At 65.9% G+C, this 20,730-nt stretch carries 19 protein-coding genes; 8 read left to right on the plus strand and 11 right to left on the minus strand.

Annotated elements, in window-relative coordinates; all coding sequences use genetic code 11:
- Positions 1–131: 131 nt before the first annotated feature.
- Positions 132–626: a hypothetical protein gene (locus GV792_RS28080; protein WP_163828008.1), complete on the minus strand. Its 495-nt coding sequence runs from the start codon at positions 624–626 to the stop codon at positions 132–134.
- Between the two features lie 364 nt (positions 627–990).
- The gene (locus GV792_RS28085) at positions 991–1,830 is read right to left on the minus strand and encodes an MFS transporter (RefSeq protein WP_163828009.1); all 840 of its coding nucleotides are present in this window, start codon (positions 1,828–1,830) and stop codon (positions 991–993) included.
- On the opposite strand from GV792_RS28085, the gene GV792_RS28090 reads away from it, so the two are divergent.
- Positions 1,813–2,550, plus strand: a complete 738-nt coding sequence (locus GV792_RS28090; protein WP_309138697.1) for a TetR/AcrR family transcriptional regulator — start codon at positions 1,813–1,815, stop codon at positions 2,548–2,550. The two genes, GV792_RS28085 and GV792_RS28090, sit on opposite strands and share 18 nt — an antisense overlap.
- A 162-nt stretch (positions 2,551–2,712) precedes the next feature.
- On the opposite strand, the gene GV792_RS28095 is transcribed toward GV792_RS28090, so the two are convergent.
- Positions 2,713–4,182, minus strand: a complete 1,470-nt coding sequence (locus tag GV792_RS28095; protein ID WP_163828011.1) for a catalase — start codon at positions 4,180–4,182, stop codon at positions 2,713–2,715.
- Positions 4,183–4,233: 51 nt separating this feature from the next.
- The gene (locus GV792_RS28100; protein WP_163828012.1) at positions 4,234–4,674 is read right to left on the minus strand and encodes a Fur family transcriptional regulator; all 441 of its coding nucleotides are present in this window, start codon (positions 4,672–4,674) and stop codon (positions 4,234–4,236) included.
- 339 nt (positions 4,675–5,013) lie between these two features.
- Here GV792_RS28100 and GV792_RS28105 point away from each other — a divergent pair, with 339 nt between their 5' ends.
- The gene (locus GV792_RS28105) at positions 5,014–6,372 is read left to right on the plus strand and encodes a serine hydrolase domain-containing protein (RefSeq protein WP_163828013.1); all 1,359 of its coding nucleotides are present in this window, start codon (positions 5,014–5,016) and stop codon (positions 6,370–6,372) included.
- A 67-nt stretch (positions 6,373–6,439) separates the two neighbouring features.
- Here the strand turns inward: GV792_RS28105 and GV792_RS28110 are convergent, their stop codons facing one another.
- The 4 genes from GV792_RS28110 to GV792_RS28125 form a co-directional block, all read right to left on the minus strand.
- Entirely contained in the window at positions 6,440–7,474 is a 1,035-nt protein-coding gene (locus GV792_RS28110; protein ID WP_163828014.1) for an aspartate-semialdehyde dehydrogenase, read from the minus strand.
- A gap of 3 nt (positions 7,475–7,477) precedes the next feature.
- Positions 7,478–8,743, minus strand: a complete 1,266-nt coding sequence (locus GV792_RS28115; protein ID WP_163828015.1) for an aspartate kinase — start codon at positions 8,741–8,743, stop codon at positions 7,478–7,480.
- Between the two features lie 181 nt (positions 8,744–8,924).
- On the minus strand, positions 8,925–9,500 hold the full coding sequence (locus tag GV792_RS28120; RefSeq protein WP_163828016.1) for a dihydrofolate reductase family protein: 576 nt from the start codon (positions 9,498–9,500) through the stop codon (positions 8,925–8,927).
- A gap of 37 nt (positions 9,501–9,537) precedes the next feature.
- Positions 9,538–10,098, minus strand: a complete 561-nt coding sequence (locus tag GV792_RS28125; RefSeq protein ID WP_163828017.1) for a dihydrofolate reductase family protein — start codon at positions 10,096–10,098, stop codon at positions 9,538–9,540.
- A 56-nt stretch (positions 10,099–10,154) separates the two neighbouring features.
- Here GV792_RS28125 and GV792_RS28130 point away from each other — a divergent pair, with 56 nt between their 5' ends.
- The 4 genes from GV792_RS28130 to GV792_RS28145 all read left to right on the plus strand — a co-directional run bounded on the left by GV792_RS28130 (position 10,155) and on the right by GV792_RS28145 (position 12,848).
- Positions 10,155–10,751 (plus strand): TetR/AcrR family transcriptional regulator, encoded by a 597-nt coding sequence (locus GV792_RS28130; protein ID WP_163828018.1) that lies wholly within the window; start codon positions 10,155–10,157, stop codon positions 10,749–10,751.
- 30 nt (positions 10,752–10,781) lie between these two features.
- Positions 10,782–10,973 carry a DUF1918 domain-containing protein gene (locus GV792_RS28135; RefSeq protein WP_163828019.1) on the plus strand — a complete coding sequence of 64 codons (192 nt, stop codon included), beginning with the start codon at positions 10,782–10,784 and terminating at the stop codon, positions 10,971–10,973.
- A 146-nt stretch (positions 10,974–11,119) separates the two neighbouring features.
- On the plus strand, positions 11,120–11,578 hold the full coding sequence (locus tag GV792_RS28140; protein ID WP_163828020.1) for an SRPBCC family protein: 459 nt from the start codon (positions 11,120–11,122) through the stop codon (positions 11,576–11,578).
- 58 nt (positions 11,579–11,636) lie between these two features.
- On the plus strand, positions 11,637–12,848 hold the full coding sequence (locus GV792_RS28145) for a low temperature requirement protein A (protein WP_163828021.1): 1,212 nt from the start codon (positions 11,637–11,639) through the stop codon (positions 12,846–12,848).
- 21 nt (positions 12,849–12,869) lie between these two features.
- Here GV792_RS28145 and GV792_RS28150 read toward each other — a convergent pair whose 3' ends face one another.
- The 3 genes from GV792_RS28150 to GV792_RS28160 form a co-directional block, all read right to left on the minus strand.
- Positions 12,870–13,706, minus strand: coding sequence for an ion transporter (locus GV792_RS28150; protein ID WP_163828022.1), 837 nt, complete (start codon positions 13,704–13,706; stop codon positions 12,870–12,872).
- 100 nt (positions 13,707–13,806) lie between these two features.
- Positions 13,807–15,426: a GMC oxidoreductase gene (locus tag GV792_RS28155; protein ID WP_163828023.1), complete on the minus strand. Its 1,620-nt coding sequence runs from the start codon at positions 15,424–15,426 to the stop codon at positions 13,807–13,809.
- 157 nt (positions 15,427–15,583) lie between these two features.
- Positions 15,584–16,345: a sulfite exporter TauE/SafE family protein gene (locus GV792_RS28160; protein ID WP_163828024.1), complete on the minus strand. Its 762-nt coding sequence runs from the start codon at positions 16,343–16,345 to the stop codon at positions 15,584–15,586.
- A gap of 245 nt (positions 16,346–16,590) precedes the next feature.
- On the opposite strand from GV792_RS28160, the gene leuA reads away from it, so the two are divergent.
- Positions 16,591–18,384 (plus strand): 2-isopropylmalate synthase, encoded by a 1,794-nt coding sequence (leuA, locus tag GV792_RS28165; RefSeq protein ID WP_163828025.1) that lies wholly within the window; start codon positions 16,591–16,593, stop codon positions 18,382–18,384.
- Positions 18,385–18,551: 167 nt separating this feature from the next.
- Positions 18,552–20,708, plus strand: a complete 2,157-nt coding sequence (locus tag GV792_RS28170) for a nucleotide-binding protein (RefSeq protein WP_375154481.1) — start codon at positions 18,552–18,554, stop codon at positions 20,706–20,708.
- Positions 20,709–20,730 lie beyond the last annotated feature (22 nt).

Below are 20,730 nucleotides of genomic sequence, written 5' to 3' on the forward strand. Positions count from 1 at the left end.
GCCCCGGTGGCACCGGATCTCCCCGGTCCGGTGCCGGCAACGTTTCGCCCCTCCCCAGTGGCGCGCGCTGCCGGTCCGGTGTCGAGCCCTCCCCGGCCCGATCACCGTCCCCCAGTTTTCGGACCTTGCGGCTACTGGCAGTAGTCGAAGGTGCCGAGCTCGGTGCGACCGTCCTTGATCAGGTAGCTGGTCGCGGGCAAGTCGGTCTTGGCGACCGGGTTCTCGCCGTCCGGCGCGAGCCACTCGACCTCCTGGATGACCAGGTAGCCGTTGGGGTCGTTGCGCAGGACGTCCATCTTGGTGTCATCCATATCGGCGGGCTTGGTGTCGGTGGCCTTACCGGTCTCCCACTCCCCGGCGCCGGCGAGGGTGCCCTGGGCGGCGTCGATGATCACCGTGCGGTAGCGGATCTGCTGGTTCTCACCCGGCAGGTAGCCGGACTGGGCATAGACGACCGGCGAGTCGATCTCGATCCGGATCTTGTCGTTCTTGTGGGTGCAGGTGGCCTGGCCGGTGACGGCCGCGCCCGGGTTGCCTTCGGTGGCGGCCGAAGCGGTGCCCGCACCGAGAACGAGGGCGGTGGTCGTGGTGGCGAGAGCGAAGGCGGTGGTCAGCTTGCCGATCATCGTCGTTACGTCCTGTTCGGGGTCTCGGTCTGTTCTTCCGGTGTGTTCCGGTGTTGACACAAACAATGCCGCCCCCGGCTTGGCGCGCCCTTAAGAAGAACTTGCAGCACCGAAATCCCAGGTAGACCGACTCGGCTCAGCGAAACTGGACCAGTTTGCGGCGCGGGTGCCCGATTCGCGCCATGATGGAAGTAAGTGCGGCAAGGAGATTGGGAGCATCGATGGAAACCGTGGTCGTGTGGATGCTGGCCTGCGTGATGTACTGGTTCGGGCTGCTTTAGCGACCTCGCGGTACCCGCTGGACAGAAAGATCCGCCCCTGACCGGAATGGTCAGGGGCGGAATGCTTTTCGAAGACGGGTCGGTCAGCGGGCCAGCACCTCGTCGGTTCCCGCCTGGTCGGCCTCCTCCACCTCCGCACCGTCTTGTTTGCGGTCCCGCATCAGCATCAGCGACAGGAAGGCCGCGCCGACCACCGCGCAGGCCCCGGCCACGAATGTCGTCGACATCGCCGAGGTGAAGGCTTCTCGCGCCGCCACCGCCAGCCCGGTATCGCCGGTGTTCAGGGCCACTGCGAGCGCATCGGTGATCGACTCGCGGGCATCGTCCGGAGCCGATTCCGGCATCAGAGCCAGCGCGGCGATGATGGCCAGCACCACGATCGGCACGTTCAGGATGAATACCGAACCCCACCAGAAGTGATCGAGCAGCACGCCGCCGAGCACCGGACCGCCGACCATACCCACCACCGACACCGCGCTCCACGCCGCGATCGCACGAGGACGTTCGGCTTCATCGAAGACGGTGATCAGGATCGACAGGGTGCTCGGCATGATCAGCGCACCACCGATGCCCATGACGACTCGGCCCGCGATCAGCAGTTCCGGATTCGTGACGAAGGCGGCGAGCACCGAGGCCGCCCCGAACAGGATCAAGCCGACGACCATGACGAGGCGGCGGCCGTAACGGTCGGACATGCTGCCCGAGGTCAGCAGCAGACCGGCGAACACCAGGATGTAGGAGTCGATGATCCACTGGATGTCCTGCGCGTCGGCGTCCAGGTCGGTGGCGATCTGCGGGACCGCCACATTGAGCACCATATTGTCGACGACCAGCACCAACGTGCTCAGGCACAGCACGATCAGGATGAGCCAGCGGCGCGGATGACGAGCGACAGAGGAGGCTGTGTGGCCGTCGAGGAACAAGAGATCCAGTCGGTCTGGACCCGCCCGCAGCGTCGGCGGCGCGATCAACCGGCGCTGAGTCGCGAGCAGATCGTGGCCGAGGCGGTCGCGCTGCTGGACGCGGAGGGCGTGGCGGCGTTGAGCATGCGCAAGCTCGGCGCCAAGCTCAATGCCGGGGCGACATCGCTGTACACCCACGTCGCCAACAAGGGCGAACTGATCGAGCTGGTCACCGATGAGGTGCTCGGCGAACTACCGACGATGACGGTGCCGGATCCGAGCCAATGGCGTTCGGCGACCATGGAGCTCGCCAAGGAGCTACGGGCGACGATTCTGCGCCATCCGTGGCTCGCGTCGGTGCTCGGCGAGATCGGCACGGTGTACCTCGGACCCAACATGATGCGGGTCTCGGACTCGGTGCTCGAGACGTTCGAGGCGGCCGGATTCGATATGGCCGGGGCCGATCACGCCATGAATGTGGTCTTCTCCTATGTCCTCGGCAATGCGCTCGCCGAGGCCGCGTCCGTGGTGGTGATCGCGCGCAGCGGTGTCGATGAGGAGGAATGGATGCGCAGGGTTTTCCCGGCCGCCGAAGCCGCCGCACGGCCCTATCCGACGGTACACAAGCGCTACACCTCGTCGCAGGATCCGGCCTGGTCGGCCAAATCCCGCGACGAATCCTTCGCCCACGAACTCGGTTTGATCCTGAACGGAATCGACCCCGCCGCCGGGAACCGCTGAGCGGCGGCGGAAGCCTCCCCTGCATGCTTATTGCTCGGGCATGCACCGCCGGATCGCGACAACGCACGGCGGCTCACCGACGGGTTGCTGAGTCGATGCCATAACCCGGAAAAGGGTGATGCCCCCGGCCATCGAGGCTCGGGGGCATCCCTCATTGACGTATCAGGCGTTGCCGTTGAGGCCGGCGCGCACGCCTTCCTCGACGCGCTTGCCCAGATCGGTGTCGACGTTCTTCCAGTACTCGAAGACCCGGCTCAGCACCGGCTCCTGTACACCGCCGAGCACATGGCCCACGATATTGCTCACCAGCCGGTCGCGCTGCTCGTCGTCGAGCACCTCACGGACCAGGGTGCCCGGCTGGGTGAAATCGCCGTCCTCGGCGTGCTGGACGTAGCCCGCGCGCACCGCCTTGCCATCGAATTCCCACAGGCCGCCGTCACCGGCGAGTTCCGGATCGGCGTGCGGCCCGCCGTAGGAGTTCGGTGCGTACACCGGAACCTCCGGCGCGTTGAAGTCGTACCGCATCGCGCCTTCCTTGGAGTAGGTGTTGACCTCCGCGGCGCGCGCCGCGTTCGGCGGCAACTGCGCGTAGTTGGTGCCGATGCGGTAGCGATGGGCATCTGCATAGGAGAACACCCGCCCGAGCAGCATCTTGTCCGGTGAGAAACCGATACCCGGCACGATATTGGACGGTTCGAACGCGGCCTGCTCGATCTCGACGAAGAAGTTGCGCGGGTTGCGGTTGAGCGTCCACTTGCCGACCTCGATCAGCGGGTAGTCCTTCTTGGACCAGACCTTGGTGAGATCGAACGGGTTGAACCGATAGTTCGCGGCCTCGGCGACCGGCATGATCTGCACATAGACCGTCCAGCTCGGGAAATCACCGCGCTCGATGGCATCCCAGAGATCCTGGCGGTGCAGGTCCGGGTCGGTGCCCGCGAGCCGATCGGCCTCGGCCTGGGTCAGGAATTCCTGACCCTGATCGGTGCGGAAGTGGTACTTCACCCAGACCCGCTCACCCTCGGCATTGATCCACTGATAGGTGTGCGAGCCGTAGCCGTTCATATGGCGGTAGCTCTTGGGCAGGCCACGATCGCCCATCAGCCAGGTGACCTGATGCGCCGACTCCGGGCGCAGGGTCCAGAAATCCCATTGCATGTTGTGGTCGCGCAGGCCGGAGCCGGGCAGCCGCTTCTGCGAGCGGATGAAGTCAGGGAACTTGATGGCGTCCTTGATGAAGAAGACCGGGGTGTTGTTGCCGACGAGGTCGTAATTGCCGTCCTCGGTGTAGAACTTGATCGCGAAACCCCGTGGGTCACGCCAGGTGTCGGGGCTGCCCTGCTCACCGGCGACAGTGGAGAACCGCACCAGCGATTCGGTGCGCGCGCCGGGCTGGAACAGCTTGGCCTTGGTGTACTTCGCGATCTCCGGGTTGGTCACCACCAGCTCGCCGTACGCGCCCGAGCCCTTGGCGTGCACGATGCGCTCCGGCACCCGCTCCCGGTTGAACTGCGCGAGCTTCTCGATCAGGTAGTGGTCGTGCAGCAGGACGGGGCCTTGGGTGCCCGCGGTCAGCGATTCGTTGTCGCTTTCGACGGGAATGCCGGTGTTGGTGGTTGTCGGCTTGGTCATATAAGCCTCCTCGGCTGGTCAACGGACCCGGGATGGGCTGCCCCGGGACTGTCAGGGTGTCGGCCGTCGGTCCGGACGGCAGTTCGGGCACAGGCCCCAGAAAACGACCTCCGCCTCATCGATGGCGAAACCGTGTTCGTCGTCGGGTTGCAGGCAGGGGGCGCTGCCTGCGACACAGTCCACGTCCACGACCGTGCCGCAGTTTCTGCACACCAGGTGGTGATGGTTGTCCCCGGCCCTGGCCTCGTAGAGCGCCGCCGACCCGGCCGGCTCGATGCGCCGCAGGATGCCTGCTCGAACGCAGGCATGCTGCACGTCGTAGACGGCCTGGGTGGAGACCGAGCCCAGCTGTTCACGGACGGTGACAGCGACGGTGTCGGCGTCGGAATGCGGTCGAGCCGCGACCGCGTCGAGCACCGCCACCCGCGGGGCGGTGACCCGCAGACCGGCCGCCCGCAACTGCTCGCGGGGATCGGTGCTGTCGGTGTGCATACTTCGAGTTTCCACCTTTTCTGGAATTAGTCAAGAAAATAACTGGTGGATTGCCGAGTGACTTCGCGCGCCCCAGTGTAGTGATGCCCGTTACATCTGGGTGCCGGAATAGTTCCAGATCGACGCTCGTTGATACCCGCTGTCGATGTCCGAGCAGCCCCGGGCCTCACCCCATCTGTCGCTACGAGCGACCACTCGCCGAGAGGCGCTTGCCGGATGTCGACGCGAGAGTCGTGGCGCCGGCGTGGCGCCGGGCGACTCGACGCCGCCAGGTCCCCCGACCTGGCGGCGTTTCGCATATACCGACCCGGTACAGGCGCGGGCGTTAATCTGATCCACATGGGGCGTTTCGGTGGACTCCTCGTAGGGGTCACGGCGGTTGCACTGGTTGCGGGGCACGTATTCGCCGCGTCCGCGGGAGCGGCACCGGCCGCCACCGCGACGTCGGCGGAATGCTCCGTGCAGTCCGGACGGGAACCCGAACGGGCCGAACCCGAAGCGGTCGGGCTGAATTCGCAACGACTGGCCGACGCATTGACCTTCGCGAGCACCCGGAACCGGTTGAACGTTCAGGTCTTCCGGCACAACTGCCTCATCGGCGAGGGACCGACCAATGACCAGACCGGCAATGTCGCGTGGAACGTCTGGAGCGTCACCAAGAGCATCGTCTCACTACTCGCCGGAATCGCCTCGGACCAAGGAAAGCTCGAGATCACGGCACCGATCGGGCAGTACCTGCCGCCGGAGCTCGGCGACCGACAGCGCCGCGCCATCACCGTGGAGAATCTGCTGACGGAATCGTCGGGGATGCGGGTAGGGGTGGTCACCGAAGGCATCACCGGCGTGATTCCGCTCGATCCGAGCAGCGCGGTGCAAGCGCTCGGGGTACCGCTCGACCACGAACCGGGCACGGTATTCAGCTACAGCCAGCGCAATGTCGATCTACTGTCGTATGTGATCGAACTGGCCGTCGGCGAGCCACTCCAGCAGTTCGCGCAGCGCGAATTGTTCGATCCACTCGGGATCGCACCCAGCGATTACTACTGGGCTCGCGACAGGTCCGGCCACACCTACGGCTACGCGCATCTGATGATCCCGCCGAACGACCTGTCCAAGCTCGGCCTGCTGGTAGCCAACAACGGACGCTGGGGCACAACACAACTCGTGTCACAGAGCTACCTGGACAAGGCCAGGTCCCCATCGGCGACCAATCACTGCTACGGCTACCTGTTCTGGCTCGGCCCCGCCTGCGCGGAGAACGCGAGCTTCCTTCCGCCGGACATGTACTCCATGGCGGGCATGGGCATGCAGAACGTATTCGTGTTCCCCAGCCAGGACCTGACGGTGGTGTGGACCGGGATGTTCGGAAACGTCAGCGCGTACGGACCGTCCGGCGTCATCCAGAATATGGCCGAACTGCCGCACGAGTTCTTCCGCAGGCTGTTCGCCGCCTTCGACGAACCGCCGGTGGCCGATCCCGGCCCGTATGTCGAGCCACCGTTGACGCTTGACCCGAATGCCTTCATCGACACCGACATCCTGCTCGCCATCGTCGGCGTCGGGCCGTCGGCGTATCCGGGCTGCAATGTCTTCGCTTGTCTGAACCAGCCGCTGCGTCCGCCGTTCAGCGATGCGCCACCGGGATGCGCGATCCTCGCGTGCCTCGGGCCCGACCCGCGCACACCGGGCATCCACTGACGACAAGAGCGCGGCCCCGCTGCCTCATCAGCAGGGGGGCCGGGCTCTGTGGTTCGGTGCCGTCCGCTCAGCGGTCGGCGAGCAGGACCTCCGCGATCTGAATGGTGTTGAGCGCGGCGCCCTTACGCAGGTTGTCACCCGAGATGAACAGGGCGAGCCCACGGCCGTCCGGCACGCCGGGATCCTGCCGGATCCGGCCGACGAGCGATTCGTCATTGCCCGCTGCCTGCAACGGGGTGGGGACATCGACAAGCTTGACGCCGGGCGCCTTGGCCAGGATCTCCTGCGCCTGCGCCACCGACAGCGGTTCGGCGAACTCGGCGTTCACCGACAGCGAGTGTCCGGTGAACACGGGGACGCGTACGCAGGTGCCGCTGACCGCGAGGTCGGGGATGCCGAGGATCTTGCGGCTCTCGTTGCGCAGCTTCTGATCTTCATCGGTCTCGCCGGAGCCGTCGTCGACCAGCGAGCCTGCCAGCGGCAGCACATTGAACGCGATCGGCGCGACGTACTTGTTCGGCGCGGGGAACTCGACCGCACTGCCGTCGTGGGTGAGCTTCTCGGCGTCGTCGATCACGGCGCGGGCCTGCGAGGCCAGCTCCTCCACACCGGCAAGACCACTACCGGACACCGCCTGGTAGCTGGAGACGATGAGCCTGCGCAGCCCGGCGATCTCGTGCAGCGGCTTGAGCACCGGCATCGCGGCCATGGTGGTGCAGTTGGGGTTGGCGATGATGCCCTTGACCAGATTGCGGGTCTGTTCCGGGTTCACCTCGCTGACCACCAGCGGGACATCGGGGTCCTTGCGCCACGCCGAGGAATTGTCGATGACGGTCACCCCGGCGGCGGCGAATCGCGGTGCCTGCACTCGCGACATCGTGGCGCCGGCGGAGAACAGCGCGATATCGAGCCCGGACGGATCTGCGGTCTCGGTGTCTTCCACCACGATCTCGCCACCACGCCAGGGCAGCTTCTTGCCCGCGGACCTGGCCGAGGCGAAGAAACGCACCTCGTCGGCCGGGAAGTTCCGCTCCTCCAGCAGTGCGCGCATGACGGCGCCGACCTGACCGGTCGCGCCGACGACTCCTACCCGTACACCCATGACTTATCGCCCCGTTCCGGCATGAACGACGGCGACCTCGTCACCGCCGAGGTCGAAGGCGCGGTGCAGCACCTTGACCGCCTCATCCAGCTGTGATTCCGCGACCAGCACGGAAATACGGATCTCCGAGGTCGAGATCAGATCGATGTTCACTCCGGCGTCGGCCAAAGACTCGCAGAATGTCGCTGTGACGCCCGGGTGGCTCTTCATCCCCGCGCCGACCAGCGAGACCTTGCCGATGTTCTCATCGAAGCGCACCTCCGCGAAGCCGATCTCGGCCTTGCGTTCGGCGAGGATCTGCACCGCGCGGACGAGTTCGCTCTTGGGCAGGGTGAAGGTGATGTCGGTCTTGCCCGTCTCCACCTCGGAGACGTTCTGCAGCACCATGTCGATATTGATTTCCGCGTCGGCGACCGCCCGGAACACCTTGGCGGCGTAGCCCGGTTCGTCCGGCAGGCCGACGACAGTCACCTTGGCCTCGCTGCGATCATGCGCAACGCCGGTCAGGATTGCCTGCTCCATCGGGATGTCCTCCATCGATCCGTAAACGGTGGTGCCCACCTTGTCGGTGTACGACGAGCGCACATGGACGGGCACGTTGTAGCGCCGCGCGTACTCCACACAGCGCAGCATCAAGACTTTCGACCCGCACGCGGCCATCTCCAGCATCTCCTCGTAGGAGACCTGCTCGAGTTTCTGCGCGTCCGAGACGATCCGCGGGTCGGCGGTGAACACACCGTCCACGTCGGTGTAGATCTCGCAGACATCGGCCTTCAGCGCCGCGGCCAGCGCGACGGCGGTGGTATCGGAGCCGCCGCGCCCGAGGGTGGTGACGTCCTTGCTGTCCTGGCTCACGCCCTGGAAGCCCGCGACGAGCACGATGAGGCCCTCGTCGAGCGCTTCCCTGAGCCTGCCGGGCGTGACGTCGATGATCTTGGCCTTGCCGTGCGCGCCGGTGGTGATGACGCCTGCCTGAGAGCCGGTGAACGAGCGTGCCTGTTCGCCGAGACTGTGGATCGCCATGGCGACCAGTGCGTTGGAGATGCGCTCGCCCGAGGTGAGTAGCATGTCCATCTCACGCGCCGGCGGCTCCGGCGATACCTGCTGGGCTAGATCCAGTAGCTCGTCGGTGGTATCGCCCATCGCCGAGCAGACCACGACCACCTCGTGCCCCTGCTTCTTCGTTTCGACGATCCGTTCAGCGACGCGCCGGATACGCTCGGCCGAGGAGACCGACGATCCTCCGTACTTCTGAACAACAAGAGCCACGTCAGGCTCCTCCCAGATCGACAAACAAGCTGATTCCAGTGCTTCAGCGTACCGGCCCGGATCCAGGCATTTCGGGGCTACCTCCGAGCCTGTGCAAAAGGACACAACGGCACCGGATCTCGTTTGAGATCGATGCCGACGGGCTATTGCCGCCGGTGACCGACCTCTTCCCGAGTCGAGGTCAGGACCTGGTGAGCCAGGTGACCTGCGTGCCGTTGCTGAACTCGCGACGCTTGCTCGGAGTGAACAGCGTCGGCCGGAACGGGCCGTCGAACGCGCGGATACCGTCGCCCGCCGATACCGGATAGCTCTTGATGACGAGTTCGTCGATCTCGTCGAGGAGCGCACCCGCGAGCTTGCCTCCACCGGCCAGCCAGATGTCCATGCCGTCCTCCTGCTTCAACCGGCGAACCAGACCCACCGGATCGGATTCCACCAGCTCGACGCCGGGGTCCTCGATCTGCCCAATCGTGGTGGACACGACGTACTGGCGCATATGCCCATACGGGCTGGTGATACCGACGGCCAGACCGGGGTCGTAGGTGCCACGGCCCATCACCAGGGTGTCGAAGTTCTTGTTGGGCGTGCCTGCCGCTACGCCGAAATGCGGCTGGGCGTGCGTCGGCAGGGTCTCCGGGTAGTCGGCGGCGATCCATTCCTTGAAGTCCGGCGCGAGGGGGAAGAATTCGATGCCGCCGTCCGGGCCGGCGATGTAGCCGTCGAGGGTCATGCCGACGTAGTAGACGAGCTTTCGCATGGGTGTCCTGCTTTCTGTTGTACGAGTTGGCGGCAGTTCAGGCGCGCGAGTACCAGGTGACCTGGTTGCCACCGTCGAACTCTTTACGCTGAACCGGGGCGAACAGCGTCGGGTTGAAGGCACCGGCGAAGGCGGGAATGCCCGCGCCGGCGACGACGGGGTAGCTCTTGATGATCAGCTCATCGATCTCGCCGAGCAGAGCGCCGGCGAGCTTGCCGCCGCCACAGAGCCAGATGTCGAGGCCGTCGGCTCGCTTCAGCTCCCGAACCAGGCCGACAGGGTCACCGGGCACCACCTCTACCGCCGGATCGGCGCCCTCGAGGGTGCTGGAGATGACGTACTGCTTCAGGTGTGGAAACGGGTTTCCGACCCCGAGTTCGTAGGTGCCGCGCCCCATCAGCACCGCACCCCAGTGCTTGCTCGGCGCGTCCACCGGCATCCCGATGTGCGGCCGGATATCACTCGGTATCGCGTCCGGAAACTGTGCGCACATCCATTCGGTGTAGTCATCGGTGCCCGGATAGAAGTCGAACTCGCCGCCGGGGCCCGCGATGTATCCGTCCAAGGAGACGGCGACGTAGTAAACAAGCTTTCGCATATGCACCACCCGATGTGTTGTACTCTGTCTGTAGTGTTTTCAACATAGTACTACGAATGGAGTGGTGTCAAGTGCGGACCAACCCCGAACGTCGGCAGGCGCTGGTCGACGCAGCCATCGAAGTGCTCGCCCGCGAGGGCGCGCGCGGGCTGACCTTTCGCGCAGTGGACAAGGAAGCGTGCGTGCCCGCGGGAACCGCCTCGAACTATTTCGCCAACCGCGACGACCTGATGACCCAGACCGGCAGCCGGTTCTACGAGCGGCTGGAACCGAGCCCGGCGATGATGGCCAAGCTCGGCGGCCCGAAAACCACAGAGACGATCACCGAGCTGATGACCGACGTGGTCGACCGCCTCGAAACCTTCCGCACCGGCTACCTCGCGCTGCTGGAACTACGCCTCGAGGCGACCCGGCGGCCGGAATTGCGCACCGTCCTCACCGAACGGGTCCGAGCCGATATCGAATACAACGTCCGCAACCACATCGACTCCGGCATGCCGGGCGACGAGGACACGGTATTGCTGCTGTACCTGGCCCTGAACTGGTTGATCGTGGACCGCCTCACCCTGCCCGACATCTTCACCGCGGAGCAGAGCCGCCATCTGATCGAGACGGCCGTCGCACGAGCCATAGCACACAGCGGCGGGTTGTGATGTGCACCACGGTCCCCGATAATGGGAGCCATGATGGCGAACGTCGGAGATCGGCTCCATGTGCACGGTCACATCGTGGGCGACCATGATCATCTCGGCGAGATCGTCGAGGTGCGCGGGCCCGACGGTTCACCCCCGTATATCGTGCGTTTCGAGGACGGACACGAGTCGCTGGTGTACCCCGGACCCGACGCGACGGTGGAGCCGCCAGGCCCGAACTGATCCTCACATTTCGGTCACGACGCAGGTCCGCATCGACCGCCGGCCAACCGTATAGCTACCTACGGAACCGTAGGCACAGTGTTGACGATCACTGTGCCGCTGGGCACAATCGGCGCGTTGGTAATGCGGGGGTGCGGAGGTAAGACATGCGTACGAAGACCGATATCCGATTCGTCGTCGACACCGACCCCGCGCAGGTCATGGATGCATTGGCCGCGGTTGAAATGCTCCCGGATTGGTCGTCGGCCTACACCGATGCGCGCGTCGCCACTCGTGACGATGAGGGCAGGCCGCGCCGGGTCTTCGTCAAGGCGGAGATGATGGGCAGCAACGATCTGCAGGTCCTCGAATACGACTGGGACGTCGACCGCTCCTCATGGGAGGTCGTCGACAGCACCCGCGGGGTCAAGGGCGGCGGCTTCTTCGAGGTGACCGAAACCGACGAGGGCACCCACATCTGGTACCACACCGAGCTGTACCTGCCCATTCCCGTTCCCGGCTTCCTGCTCAAGCGCACCGTGCGCCGCGCGAACGAGGCGATGGTGCAGACGTTTATCGAATTCGCGGAACGATTTCCCGAAACAGAGTCGTTTCAAACCGCGTAATGGCTGAGCCCGCCCGTCCAGCGGGCGTGGCAGGCACTGGGCTGCCACGATGTCATCCATGATCGGATCCAAACGAGCTCGGCTGCAGCCGATGGCCGAGGGCGCCTCGGTGACACAGCTCGAACTGTTCTTCGACCTGGTCCTGGTCTTCGCGTTCACGATGGTCACCGACCTCGCGGCCGAGGAAACCACGGCGAAGAACCTGCTACGCGCGCTGCTCTGCCTCGCCCTGATGTGGTGGCTGTGGATCGCCTACTCCTGGCTGGGCAATCTGGTCCGGGCGGACGAGGGCATCGCCAGGGTCGCCATGTTCGTCGCGATGGGCGGTGGGTTCATCGCCGCCCTCACCATCCCCGAGGCCTTCGACGACCTGGAGGGCGGCTGGTTCGGGCCGCTGGTGTTCGCCATCGCCTATATGGTCGTGCGCCTGGTCCACCTCGTCATGATGTGGCTGGCGAGTGCGGGCGATACGCAGCTGCGCGGGCAGATCCTGCGCTGGGCGATCGGTTCGATCACCCTCGGCACCACATTGCTCGTGGTCGCGGCCCTCACCGAAGGCCGCGTACAGATCGCCCTCTGGATCGCCGCGATCGCGGGCGACTGGGTGTGGACGCGGTTCGCGGGCAGCGAATGGCGACTCGCTTCCGCCAGCCATTATTCCGAGCGATACGGGCTGATCATCATCGTCGCGCTGGGCGAATCCATCGTCTCCATCGGCATCGGGGTCTCCGGGCTGCCCATCTCCTGGCCGATCACGCTCGCGTCGATGCTCGGCCTGGCCATCTCCGGCCTGCTGTGGTGGGCGTATTTCGATGTCGCCGCGCTGTCGGTGGAACACGCGCTACAGCGGGCCACCGGGGCACGACAGATCAAGATCGCCCAAATGTGTTACATGTACTGGCATTTCCCGATGATTGCCGGGATCATCGGGCTGTCGCTCGGGTTGAAGAAGGTGCTGTACTACGTCGGTGACGAATCCGATCACAACCTCAGCGACGCTCTGTACGGGATTCCGCTCGGCGCGCTGTACGGCGGTGTGGCGATCTATCTCGTCGGGCTGGTCGGCTTCAAGCAGTATGGGACCGGCAATCTGTCCGTCGCCAGGATCGTCACGGTGGTCGTGCTCGTCGCCCTGGCTCCGCTGGCCTCCGTGCTACCGGCCCTTGCCGCGCTGACAATGCTGTTCGTCGTGCTCGCCGGGCTGATCAGCTGGGAAACCGTCCGCCATGCGGGTGCGCGGGATCAGATCCGGCACGCCGTCACCGAATAAGCCGGTTCCGGCCCGTCGCGCTCAGAGCGGGAAGCGGTGGCGCACGGTGTGTTCCAGTGGCGTCGGGCCGTAGGCCGACGGCGGCACCTTCACACCGTTGCGCAACGCGTCACGAATCTGATCGATGTTCTCCCGCAGCAGATCCGAGACGAGCTCATCGGTACGCGGATCGTCGAGGAACTGGAACAGGATGCGGAACACGGTGTCGGCGACGAGCCGGATGATGTCGTCATGGAAGGGCAGGTAGCGCACCCGCCCGGCTTGTGGATCGTTCTTGATCAACTCCACGATCATGTCGTCGAGTTCTTTGCGGTTCTCCTCCAGGGCCGCGGCGATGTTCTGGGTGTAGTGGCCCGCCCGTAGCGCGTGCGCGACCTCGTCCAGCACGGCCATGGTGACCGGCTGTTTGATCGTCTCCACGAGGGTCCCGACCGAGCGGTTGATCACCGCGGCGGTGACCCGGTCCCCGAATACCCGGTCGGCCACGCGGGCCAACCGCACCAGGATGACCACGATCCGCAGCAGCCGGAACCCACGTAGCCACGGGGTGGTCACCGGGATCATGCCGAGCACTTCGTACCAGTAGACGAACGGGAAGGTCCACGGCCAGCCGGCTCGCCGCCATCGATAGAGGAATTCGATGGCGAAGACCCCACAGATGGTGAAGTCGGCGATCACAATGGTGCGGTAGGTCTGATCGGAGACCTCGAAGAAGGTGACCCAGCAGACCAGCACCACCGAGATGATGGCAAGCCCGAGCATCACGAAGTCCGTCCACAGTGTGGGCGGCTTGCGCGGGAAATCATCCGGCTCGGGCACCTCGTCCAGTCCATAACCGGTGGGCGACGCTACTGCCACGTGAGGATCCCTTCGATACCGAACGACCCAGCCGACGGTAATACCGCGCGGGCATTCGGTGCTGGTTTTCGGTTCGTTCCGGTGCGCCGCCCCCGGCGGGTCACCGTCCGGCGCGAATGATGGCTTCGATATTGCGTTCGGCGATCGCGGTAATCGTGAGCGACGGGTTCACCGTTGCGGTGCTGCCCGGAATAACCGCACCGTCCATGACGTACAGGCCGGGATGACCGTGCACGCGGCCGTAGCCGTCGGTGGCCAGGCCCAGCACCGCACCGCCGAGGGGATGCGCGGTGAACAGCGCATTCGCGTCGTAGCCGAGGGCGCCGTATTCGACCAGCGCACCGGCCCGTTCGGCGATTTTCTGGTCGACGGCGCGGGCGGTGGCCACCGTCTCGTCGCGGTTGCGGGTCGACCAGGTGAGCCCGACCGAGTCGGAACCGCGGTCGTAGCCCATTCGGGTGCGGGTCGGATCGAGCACCATGCCCAATGAAGCCAGCGCCCCCGTTTCGAACGGAATGCCGGGGATGTACCAGTTCTCCAAGGTGAGCGGCACCGTGGAGTCGTCGAATATCCGGCTGGCGCTCGGGACGCCCTGGCCGAAGCCCGCGACCGAGCTTGCGCCACGGGCCAGCACCACATCGCCGTTGGTGCCCCAGCCCGCGCCGATATGTTCGTTGAGGTTGGGCAAGGCGCCGGTGGCCTGGGCGCGGACCAGCAGTTCGGTGCTGCCGATCGAGCCCGCGCCGAGGAAGAGCTGATCACAGGTCAGGGTGCGGGTGCGCACGATACCCCCGGTCGGGGACAGTTTCGTCACCGTGACCGAATATCGTCCGCCGGGCTCCTGCGCGATCGCGTCGACCCGATGGCCGGGAAAGATTCCGCAGCGACCGGTCTCCTCGGCGTAGCGCAGATAGTTCTGGTTGAGATCGAACTTCGCGCCATTGGAGTTGCCCAGATTGCTGCGAGCGACGGTGGCCGATGGTCTGCTGCGTCCGGCCAGTTCATCGCGCAGGATGTTCCAGTTGAAGATCGAATCGTTGGGCAGCGCCTGATACCCGGCCTTGCGGACCTGATCGTCCCACGCGCGAGAATGGGTGAACGGAGCCGACTGGTAGATATCGGCGGGCATGGCATCCAGGCGCAACATCTGCCGCGCCCGCGGGTAGTAGACGCGATCGAGCTCGCCGTAGTCGACGACGCCGCCGAAGACATGGTCGAACAGACTGCGCTCCGGCGCGATCATCGCGCCGGTGAACACGACCGAACCGCCGCCGACCGCAGCCGCACGCCACACGTCGATACCCGGATATTCGGTGACATCCAGGACGCCGCCGAAGCTCGCGAACTGCATCGGCACCTTCGTCACCCCGGTGAAGGAGGTGCGATGCCAGAAACCACGGCCATCGGGCAGATCGTCGCCGGTGAAGATCTCCCGCCACGGATCGTTGGGCCAGCGCGACCCGCGCTCCAGCACCGTGGTGCCGATCCCGGCCTTGGCCAGTCGCAGGGCCGTGACGGCCGCGCCGAATCCGGACCCGATGACGATCGCAGGCGAATGCTCGGCCGGATCCGGCAGCGGCGCGAAGATCTCCGGCACCCATTCACGGAACAGCTCATCCCAGATCGGATCGGCACCCGCCATGGCCGCACCGGCCGTCGATCCGAGGACCCCCAGCAATGTCGCCGCACCCACCGCCTCGAGGAAGGCACGCCTATCCACTTCCGCCACCTCCATTTTCACGCGCGCGGCCGGAGGAAGACTACCGGCATTCGCCAATGTTGAACAGTTCTCCTTCACCCCTGCTGGGGGGCAATGGGACGGTCGTCTTCCTTCTCTATATAGAGATCTTCGTAGCCGGGCGTGTCATTACCATCGGTCACGTGGTGAGCAGCCGGACCACCGCAATCGTGCCGACCACGACGATCACCGCACGCAGCACTGCCGGTGACAGTGTGCGCCCGACCCGAGCGCCGAGCTGACCGCCGATGATGGAGCCTGCCGCGATCAATGCGACGGCTTCCCAGGCGATATCGGCGACGACGATGAAAATGGCGGCCGAAACCGCATTCACCAACAGCGCGAGCATGTTCTTGACGGCATTGAGCCGCTGTAGCTCGTCGTGCACGAACACACCGAGCAGCCCGATCAGCAGCACGCCCTGCGCCGCGCCGAAATAGCCGCCGTAGATACCGGTCGCGTAGATCGAGCCGAACAGCACCGGCCCGCCGTGTTCGGGGGCGGTATCGGCATCGCGACGGCTCTTCACCCATGCCGCCAGCCGCGGCTGCACCACGACCAGCACCAGCGCGAGGATGATCAATACCGGAACGATGGCCTTGAAGGCCTGTTCCGGCATGGTCAGCAGGGCGACCGCGCCGGTGATCGCGCCGAGCACCGAGGCCACCCCGAGCCGCAGCAGCCGAGGGCCCTGGCCCGCGAGCTCACGTCGGTACCCGATCACTCCGCTCACCGAGCCGGGCACCAACCCGACGGTGTTCGACACGTTCGCCGTCACCGGCGGGTAGCCGATGGCCAACAGCACCGGAAAGGTGATCAGGGTTCCGGAGCCGACGATGGTATTGATGCCGCCCGCGGCCACACCGGCCCCGAAGACGGCCAGCTGTTCGAGCCAAGTCATGTGTGTTCATCCCTCACGTCCCGTCGGACCGCGGTGGTCCGTACAAGCGCACTCGGTCGTGGACGCTATAGGTACCGGCCTTTTGCCTGCGAATCCGGGCACGGTAAACTGGCCGGCATCATGCAGCGGGCACTTCTTCTCGGCCGCCGCGACGGGGTCTGATCGGACCGGCCTCCCGTCGCGGGGTTTTGCCGCGCCGGTCGACCCGCTATCGGGAACACACCCCCACACCCACGGAGAACCGCATGTCACCCGCTGACGCCTTCGTATCCGGCACGCGCACCATCACCGCGCCGACCAAGCCCGCGCCCGCCGATCAGCCTGCGTGGAACCAGCAGAAGAACTCCTCCATGGCGACCTTCCGGTACCGCCCCTTCGCCGAGGAGGTCGAGCCGATCACGCTGCCCGACCGCACCTGGCCGGACAAGGTCATCGATCGGGCGCCCGCCTGGTGCGCGGTCGACCTGCGCGACGGCAATCAAGCCCTGATCGACCCGATGAGTCCCGCCCGTAAGCGCCGCATGTTCGACCTGCTGGTGCGGATGGGTTACAAGGAGATCGAGGTCGGTTTCCCCTCGGCCAGCCAGACCGATTTCGACTTCGTCCGCGAGATCATCACCGACGGCGCCATCCCCGACGATGTCAGCATCCAGGTGCTGACCCAGTGCCGCCCGGAACTGATCGAGCGCACCTTCGAGGCCTGTTCGGGCGCCCCCAACGTCATCGTGCACTTCTACAACTCCACCTCCATCCTGCAGCGGCGGGTGGTGTTCCGCGCCGATCGCGAGGCCGTGAAGAAGATCGCCACCGACGCGGCGACGCTGTGCCTGGAGATCGAGAAGAAGCACCCCGATACCGCCTGGCGCTACGAATACAGCCCGGAGTCCTACACCGGCACCGAGCTGGAATACGCCAAGGAGGTGTGCGACGCGGTCTCCGAGATCATCGCGCCCACCCCGGATCGGCCGCTGATCATCAACCTGCCCGCCACCGTCGAGATGGCCACACCCAACGTCTACGCCGACTCCATCGAGTGGATGCACCGCAATCTGGCCCGTCGCGATTCGATCGTGCTGTCGCTGCATCCGCACAACGACCGGGGCACCGCGGTCGCGGCCGCCGAGCTGGGCTACCAGGCCGGCGCCGACCGCATCGAGGGCTGTCTGTTCGGCAACGGTGAGCGCACCGGCAACGTATGCCTGGTCACCCTGGGGATGAACCTGTTCTCCCGTGGTGTCGACCCGCAGATCAACTTCTCCGATATCGACGAGATCCGCCGCACTGTCGAGTACTGCAACCAGCTGGCCGTGCACGAGCGCCACCCCTACGGCGGCGACCTGGTCTACACCGCCTTCTCCGGCAGCCATCAGGACGCCATCAACAAGGGCCTGGATGCGATGAAGGTGGCGGCGGATGCGGCCGACTCCGACGTCGACGACATCACCTGGGAGGTGCCGTACCTGCCGATCGATCCCAAGGACGTCGGGCGCACCTACGAAGCGGTTATCCGGGTCAACTCGCAGTCCGGCAAGGGCGGCGTCGCCTACATCATGAAGACCGATCACGGGCTGGCGCTGCCGCGGCGGCTGCAGATCGAGTTCTCCCAGGCGATCCAGCAGATCACCGACGGTGAGGGCGGCGAGGTGACGCCCAAGGAGATGTGGGACGTCTTCTCCACCGAGTACCTGAACCCGATCCTGCCGCTGGAGCGGATCAAGCAGAAGGTCACCGCATCCGAGACCGACGGCGGCACCGACGCGATCACCGCGACGGTCAAGGTCGACGGTGTCGAGCAGGAGATCACCGGTACCGGCAACGGCCCGCTGGCGGCCTTCGTCGACGCGATCGCGACCGTCGGATTCGACGTTGAGGTCCTCGACTACTCCGAGCACGCCATGTCCGCAGGCGACGATGCACAGGCCGCGGCCTACGTGGAATGTGCGATCGGCGACAAGATCGTCTGGGGTGTCGGCATCGCCACCTCCATCACCACCGCCTCGTTGCGCGCCGTGGTTTCCGCGGTCAACCGCGCGAGCTGAGCATTCGCAGGCGCGGTCCGGACGGCTCTGTGCCGGTCCGGACCGCGCTGTTGTATTCCTGGCCCGGCAAGCCACGGCATGCACGGTCGTTGAGTCACCTGCTAGCGTGAAGTCGCACTTCAGCCACCGAGCTCTCTGCTCGAAATGCCCGAGCAGATGGGGGAACTGTGACAGACAACGACAACCCGACTTCTCCGCCCTGGCTGCAGAGTCATCCGGCGGACGGCGCCGGAATCGCCACCGAATCCGATGCTCAGCAGCCGCAGAACGACGCCGGTGAACCCGAGCAGTCCGCGGCCGCCGATGCGAACTCAGCGGGCGATACGCCGGAATCCGAGTCGGATAACGGCTCCGGGCCTGCCGATGCCACGTCGGTGTACTCGGTGAACGAACCGTTGTTCGGTGCGGACCAGTTCGCAGGCGTCGGCGCCGCCGAGGCAGGGTCCGGTCAGTTCGAGCAGGCGCCCGAGCAGTTCGTGCCGCACACCAGCGGACAGTTCGCGCAGCCGGACCAGTCTCCTGAACAGGCTCCCGGACAGTTCGCACCGCACACCAGCGGTCAATTCGCGCAGCCGGACCAGTCTCCTGAACAGGCTCCCGGACAGTTCGTGCCGCACACCAGCGGTCAATTCGCGCAGCCGAGCCAGTTCCCTGAGCAGGGTCCGGGTCAATTCTCGGAGCAGGGCTCGTTCGCCCCTCCGAGCCAATTCCCCGACCAAAGCGACGCATTCGCACCTCCCGGCCAATTCCCCGACCAAAGCGGCGCATTCGCACCTCCGGGCGGCCCGTTCGCACCGTCGGGCCCATTCGATCAGTCCGGCCAGAGCCAGTTCTCGCAGGCGGGCCCCGGACAGTTCCAGGAGCAGCCGATCCCCGGCCGGTTCGATCCACCCGCGCCCGGTGAGTTCGACCAGCAGCCGCACAACTCGGGACAGTTCGAGCAGGCCCCGATGCCGGGTCACTTCGAGCAGCAGGCTCCCGGCCAGTTCAACCAGCAGTACACGTCCGGGCAGTTCATGCAACCGCCGGTTCCGGGGCCATTCGAGCACCCGCAGAATCAGGGACAGTTCGCCCAGGGCGGATATGCACCGCCTGGTGAACAATTCCAGGCTCCGCCGCAGACGCCCGAGCAGTCGAACCATCACCAGACGCCCGATGGTGGTGGCGACCCGCGCGGTGGCGCCATCAACAGCTGGGCCCCGCCGCCGGCGGCCCCGCCCCAGCAGCAGAACTACCAGCAGCAGCCCGCACCGACCGGGATGAGCGGCCCCTCGACCGGGCAGTACCAGACGCCGGACTGGCAAAGCGGCCCGCCGCAGGCGCAGCAGCAGGGACAACCGCAGCAGACCCCGTTCGTGCCGCAGCACATGCCGCAGCCCGGACAGCCCGGACATTCGGTCAACGACCTGAACCTGCTGAAGCGGGCCCGCAAGGCCCCGCGCAGCGGCTGGCGCCGGGCTGTGCACAAGGCCTCGCGCGGCATCATCAACCCGGGCGAATCCGCCGCCGACGTCGTGCACGCCGACCTGGTCGAGCGAGTCAACCAGCCGGTGCGCGGCGACTACCGGATCGCGATCCTGTCGCTGAAGGGCGGTGTCGGTAAGACCACCACCACCGTCGGTATCGGTTCGACGTTCGCCTCGCTGCGCGGTGACCGCGTCATCGCCATCGACGCCAACCCCGACCTCGGCACCCTCGCGCATCGGGTGCCGCGCCAGACCCGCTCGACGGTCCGCAACCTGCTCGAAGACCAGCACATCACCAGGTACTCCGATGTCCGCGCGCACACCTCGCAGGCACCGAGCCGACTCGAAGTGCTTGCCAGTGAACAGGATCCTGCTGTCTCGGAGGCGTTCAGCGAGGCCGATTACCGCAAGGCCATCGGCATCCTGCAGTCGTTCTACAACATCATCCTGACCGACTGTGGCACCGGCCTGATGCACTCGGCCATGTCCGGCGTGCTCGATATGGCCAGTTCACTGGTCCTGGTGACCTCACCTGCGATCGACGGCGCGCGCAGCGCCTCGGCCACCCTCGACTGGCTCGACCACCACGGCTACAGCAAGCTGGTGGAGCGGACCGTTGTGGTGGTCAACGCCTCCCGGCGCGGCGCCTCCTCGGTCGATATCGATCAGCTGCGCAAGCTGTTCCTCGACCGCACCCGTGCGGTGCAGGTGGTTCCGTTCGACGACCACCTCGCCGAGGGCGCGGAGATCGACCTGGAGCTGGTGAGCAAGCCGACGCGGCGTGCGCTGCTGGAGTTGGCGGCGATGGTGGCCGACGACTTCGGGTATGCGGCGGGGCAGCAGCAGTACGGGCGCTGACCGGCGCACGGAGTCACGCGCG

The sequence above is a fragment of the Nocardia cyriacigeorgica genome, assembly GCF_010868145.1.
Taxonomy (GTDB): Bacteria; Actinomycetota; Actinomycetes; order Mycobacteriales; family Mycobacteriaceae; genus Nocardia; species Nocardia cyriacigeorgica_D.

Bases quoted from the DNA above. Each gene is read 5' to 3' on its own strand.
- GV792_RS28160 (WP_163828024.1), bottom strand. From the start codon at position 16,345: ATGACTTGGCTCGAACAGCTGGCCGTCTTCGGGGCCGGTGTGGCCGCG.
- leuA (WP_163828025.1), top strand. From the start codon at position 16,591: ATGTCACCCGCTGACGCCTTCGTATCCGGCACGCGCACCATCACCGCG.
- GV792_RS28080 (WP_163828008.1), bottom strand. From the start codon at position 626: ATGATCGGCAAGCTGACCACCGCCTTCGCTCTCGCCACCACGACCACC.
- GV792_RS28095 (WP_163828011.1), bottom strand. From the start codon at position 4,182: ATGACCAAGCCGACAACCACCAACACCGGCATTCCCGTCGAAAGCGAC.
- GV792_RS28120 (WP_163828016.1), bottom strand. From the start codon at position 9,500: ATGCGAAAGCTCGTCTACTACGTCGGCATGACCCTCGACGGCTACATC.
- GV792_RS28140 (WP_163828020.1), top strand. From the start codon at position 11,120: ATGCGTACGAAGACCGATATCCGATTCGTCGTCGACACCGACCCCGCG.
- GV792_RS28135 (WP_163828019.1), top strand. From the start codon at position 10,782: ATGATGGCGAACGTCGGAGATCGGCTCCATGTGCACGGTCACATCGTG.
- GV792_RS28145 (WP_163828021.1), top strand. From the start codon at position 11,637: ATGATCGGATCCAAACGAGCTCGGCTGCAGCCGATGGCCGAGGGCGCC.
- GV792_RS28130 (WP_163828018.1), top strand. From the start codon at position 10,155: ATGGAGTGGTGTCAAGTGCGGACCAACCCCGAACGTCGGCAGGCGCTG.
- GV792_RS28105 (WP_163828013.1), top strand. From the start codon at position 5,014: ATGGGGCGTTTCGGTGGACTCCTCGTAGGGGTCACGGCGGTTGCACTG.
- GV792_RS28110 (WP_163828014.1), bottom strand. From the start codon at position 7,474: ATGGGTGTACGGGTAGGAGTCGTCGGCGCGACCGGTCAGGTCGGCGCC.
- GV792_RS28100 (WP_163828012.1), bottom strand. From the start codon at position 4,674: ATGCACACCGACAGCACCGATCCCCGCGAGCAGTTGCGGGCGGCCGGT.
- GV792_RS28125 (WP_163828017.1), bottom strand. From the start codon at position 10,098: ATGCGAAAGCTTGTTTACTACGTCGCCGTCTCCTTGGACGGATACATC.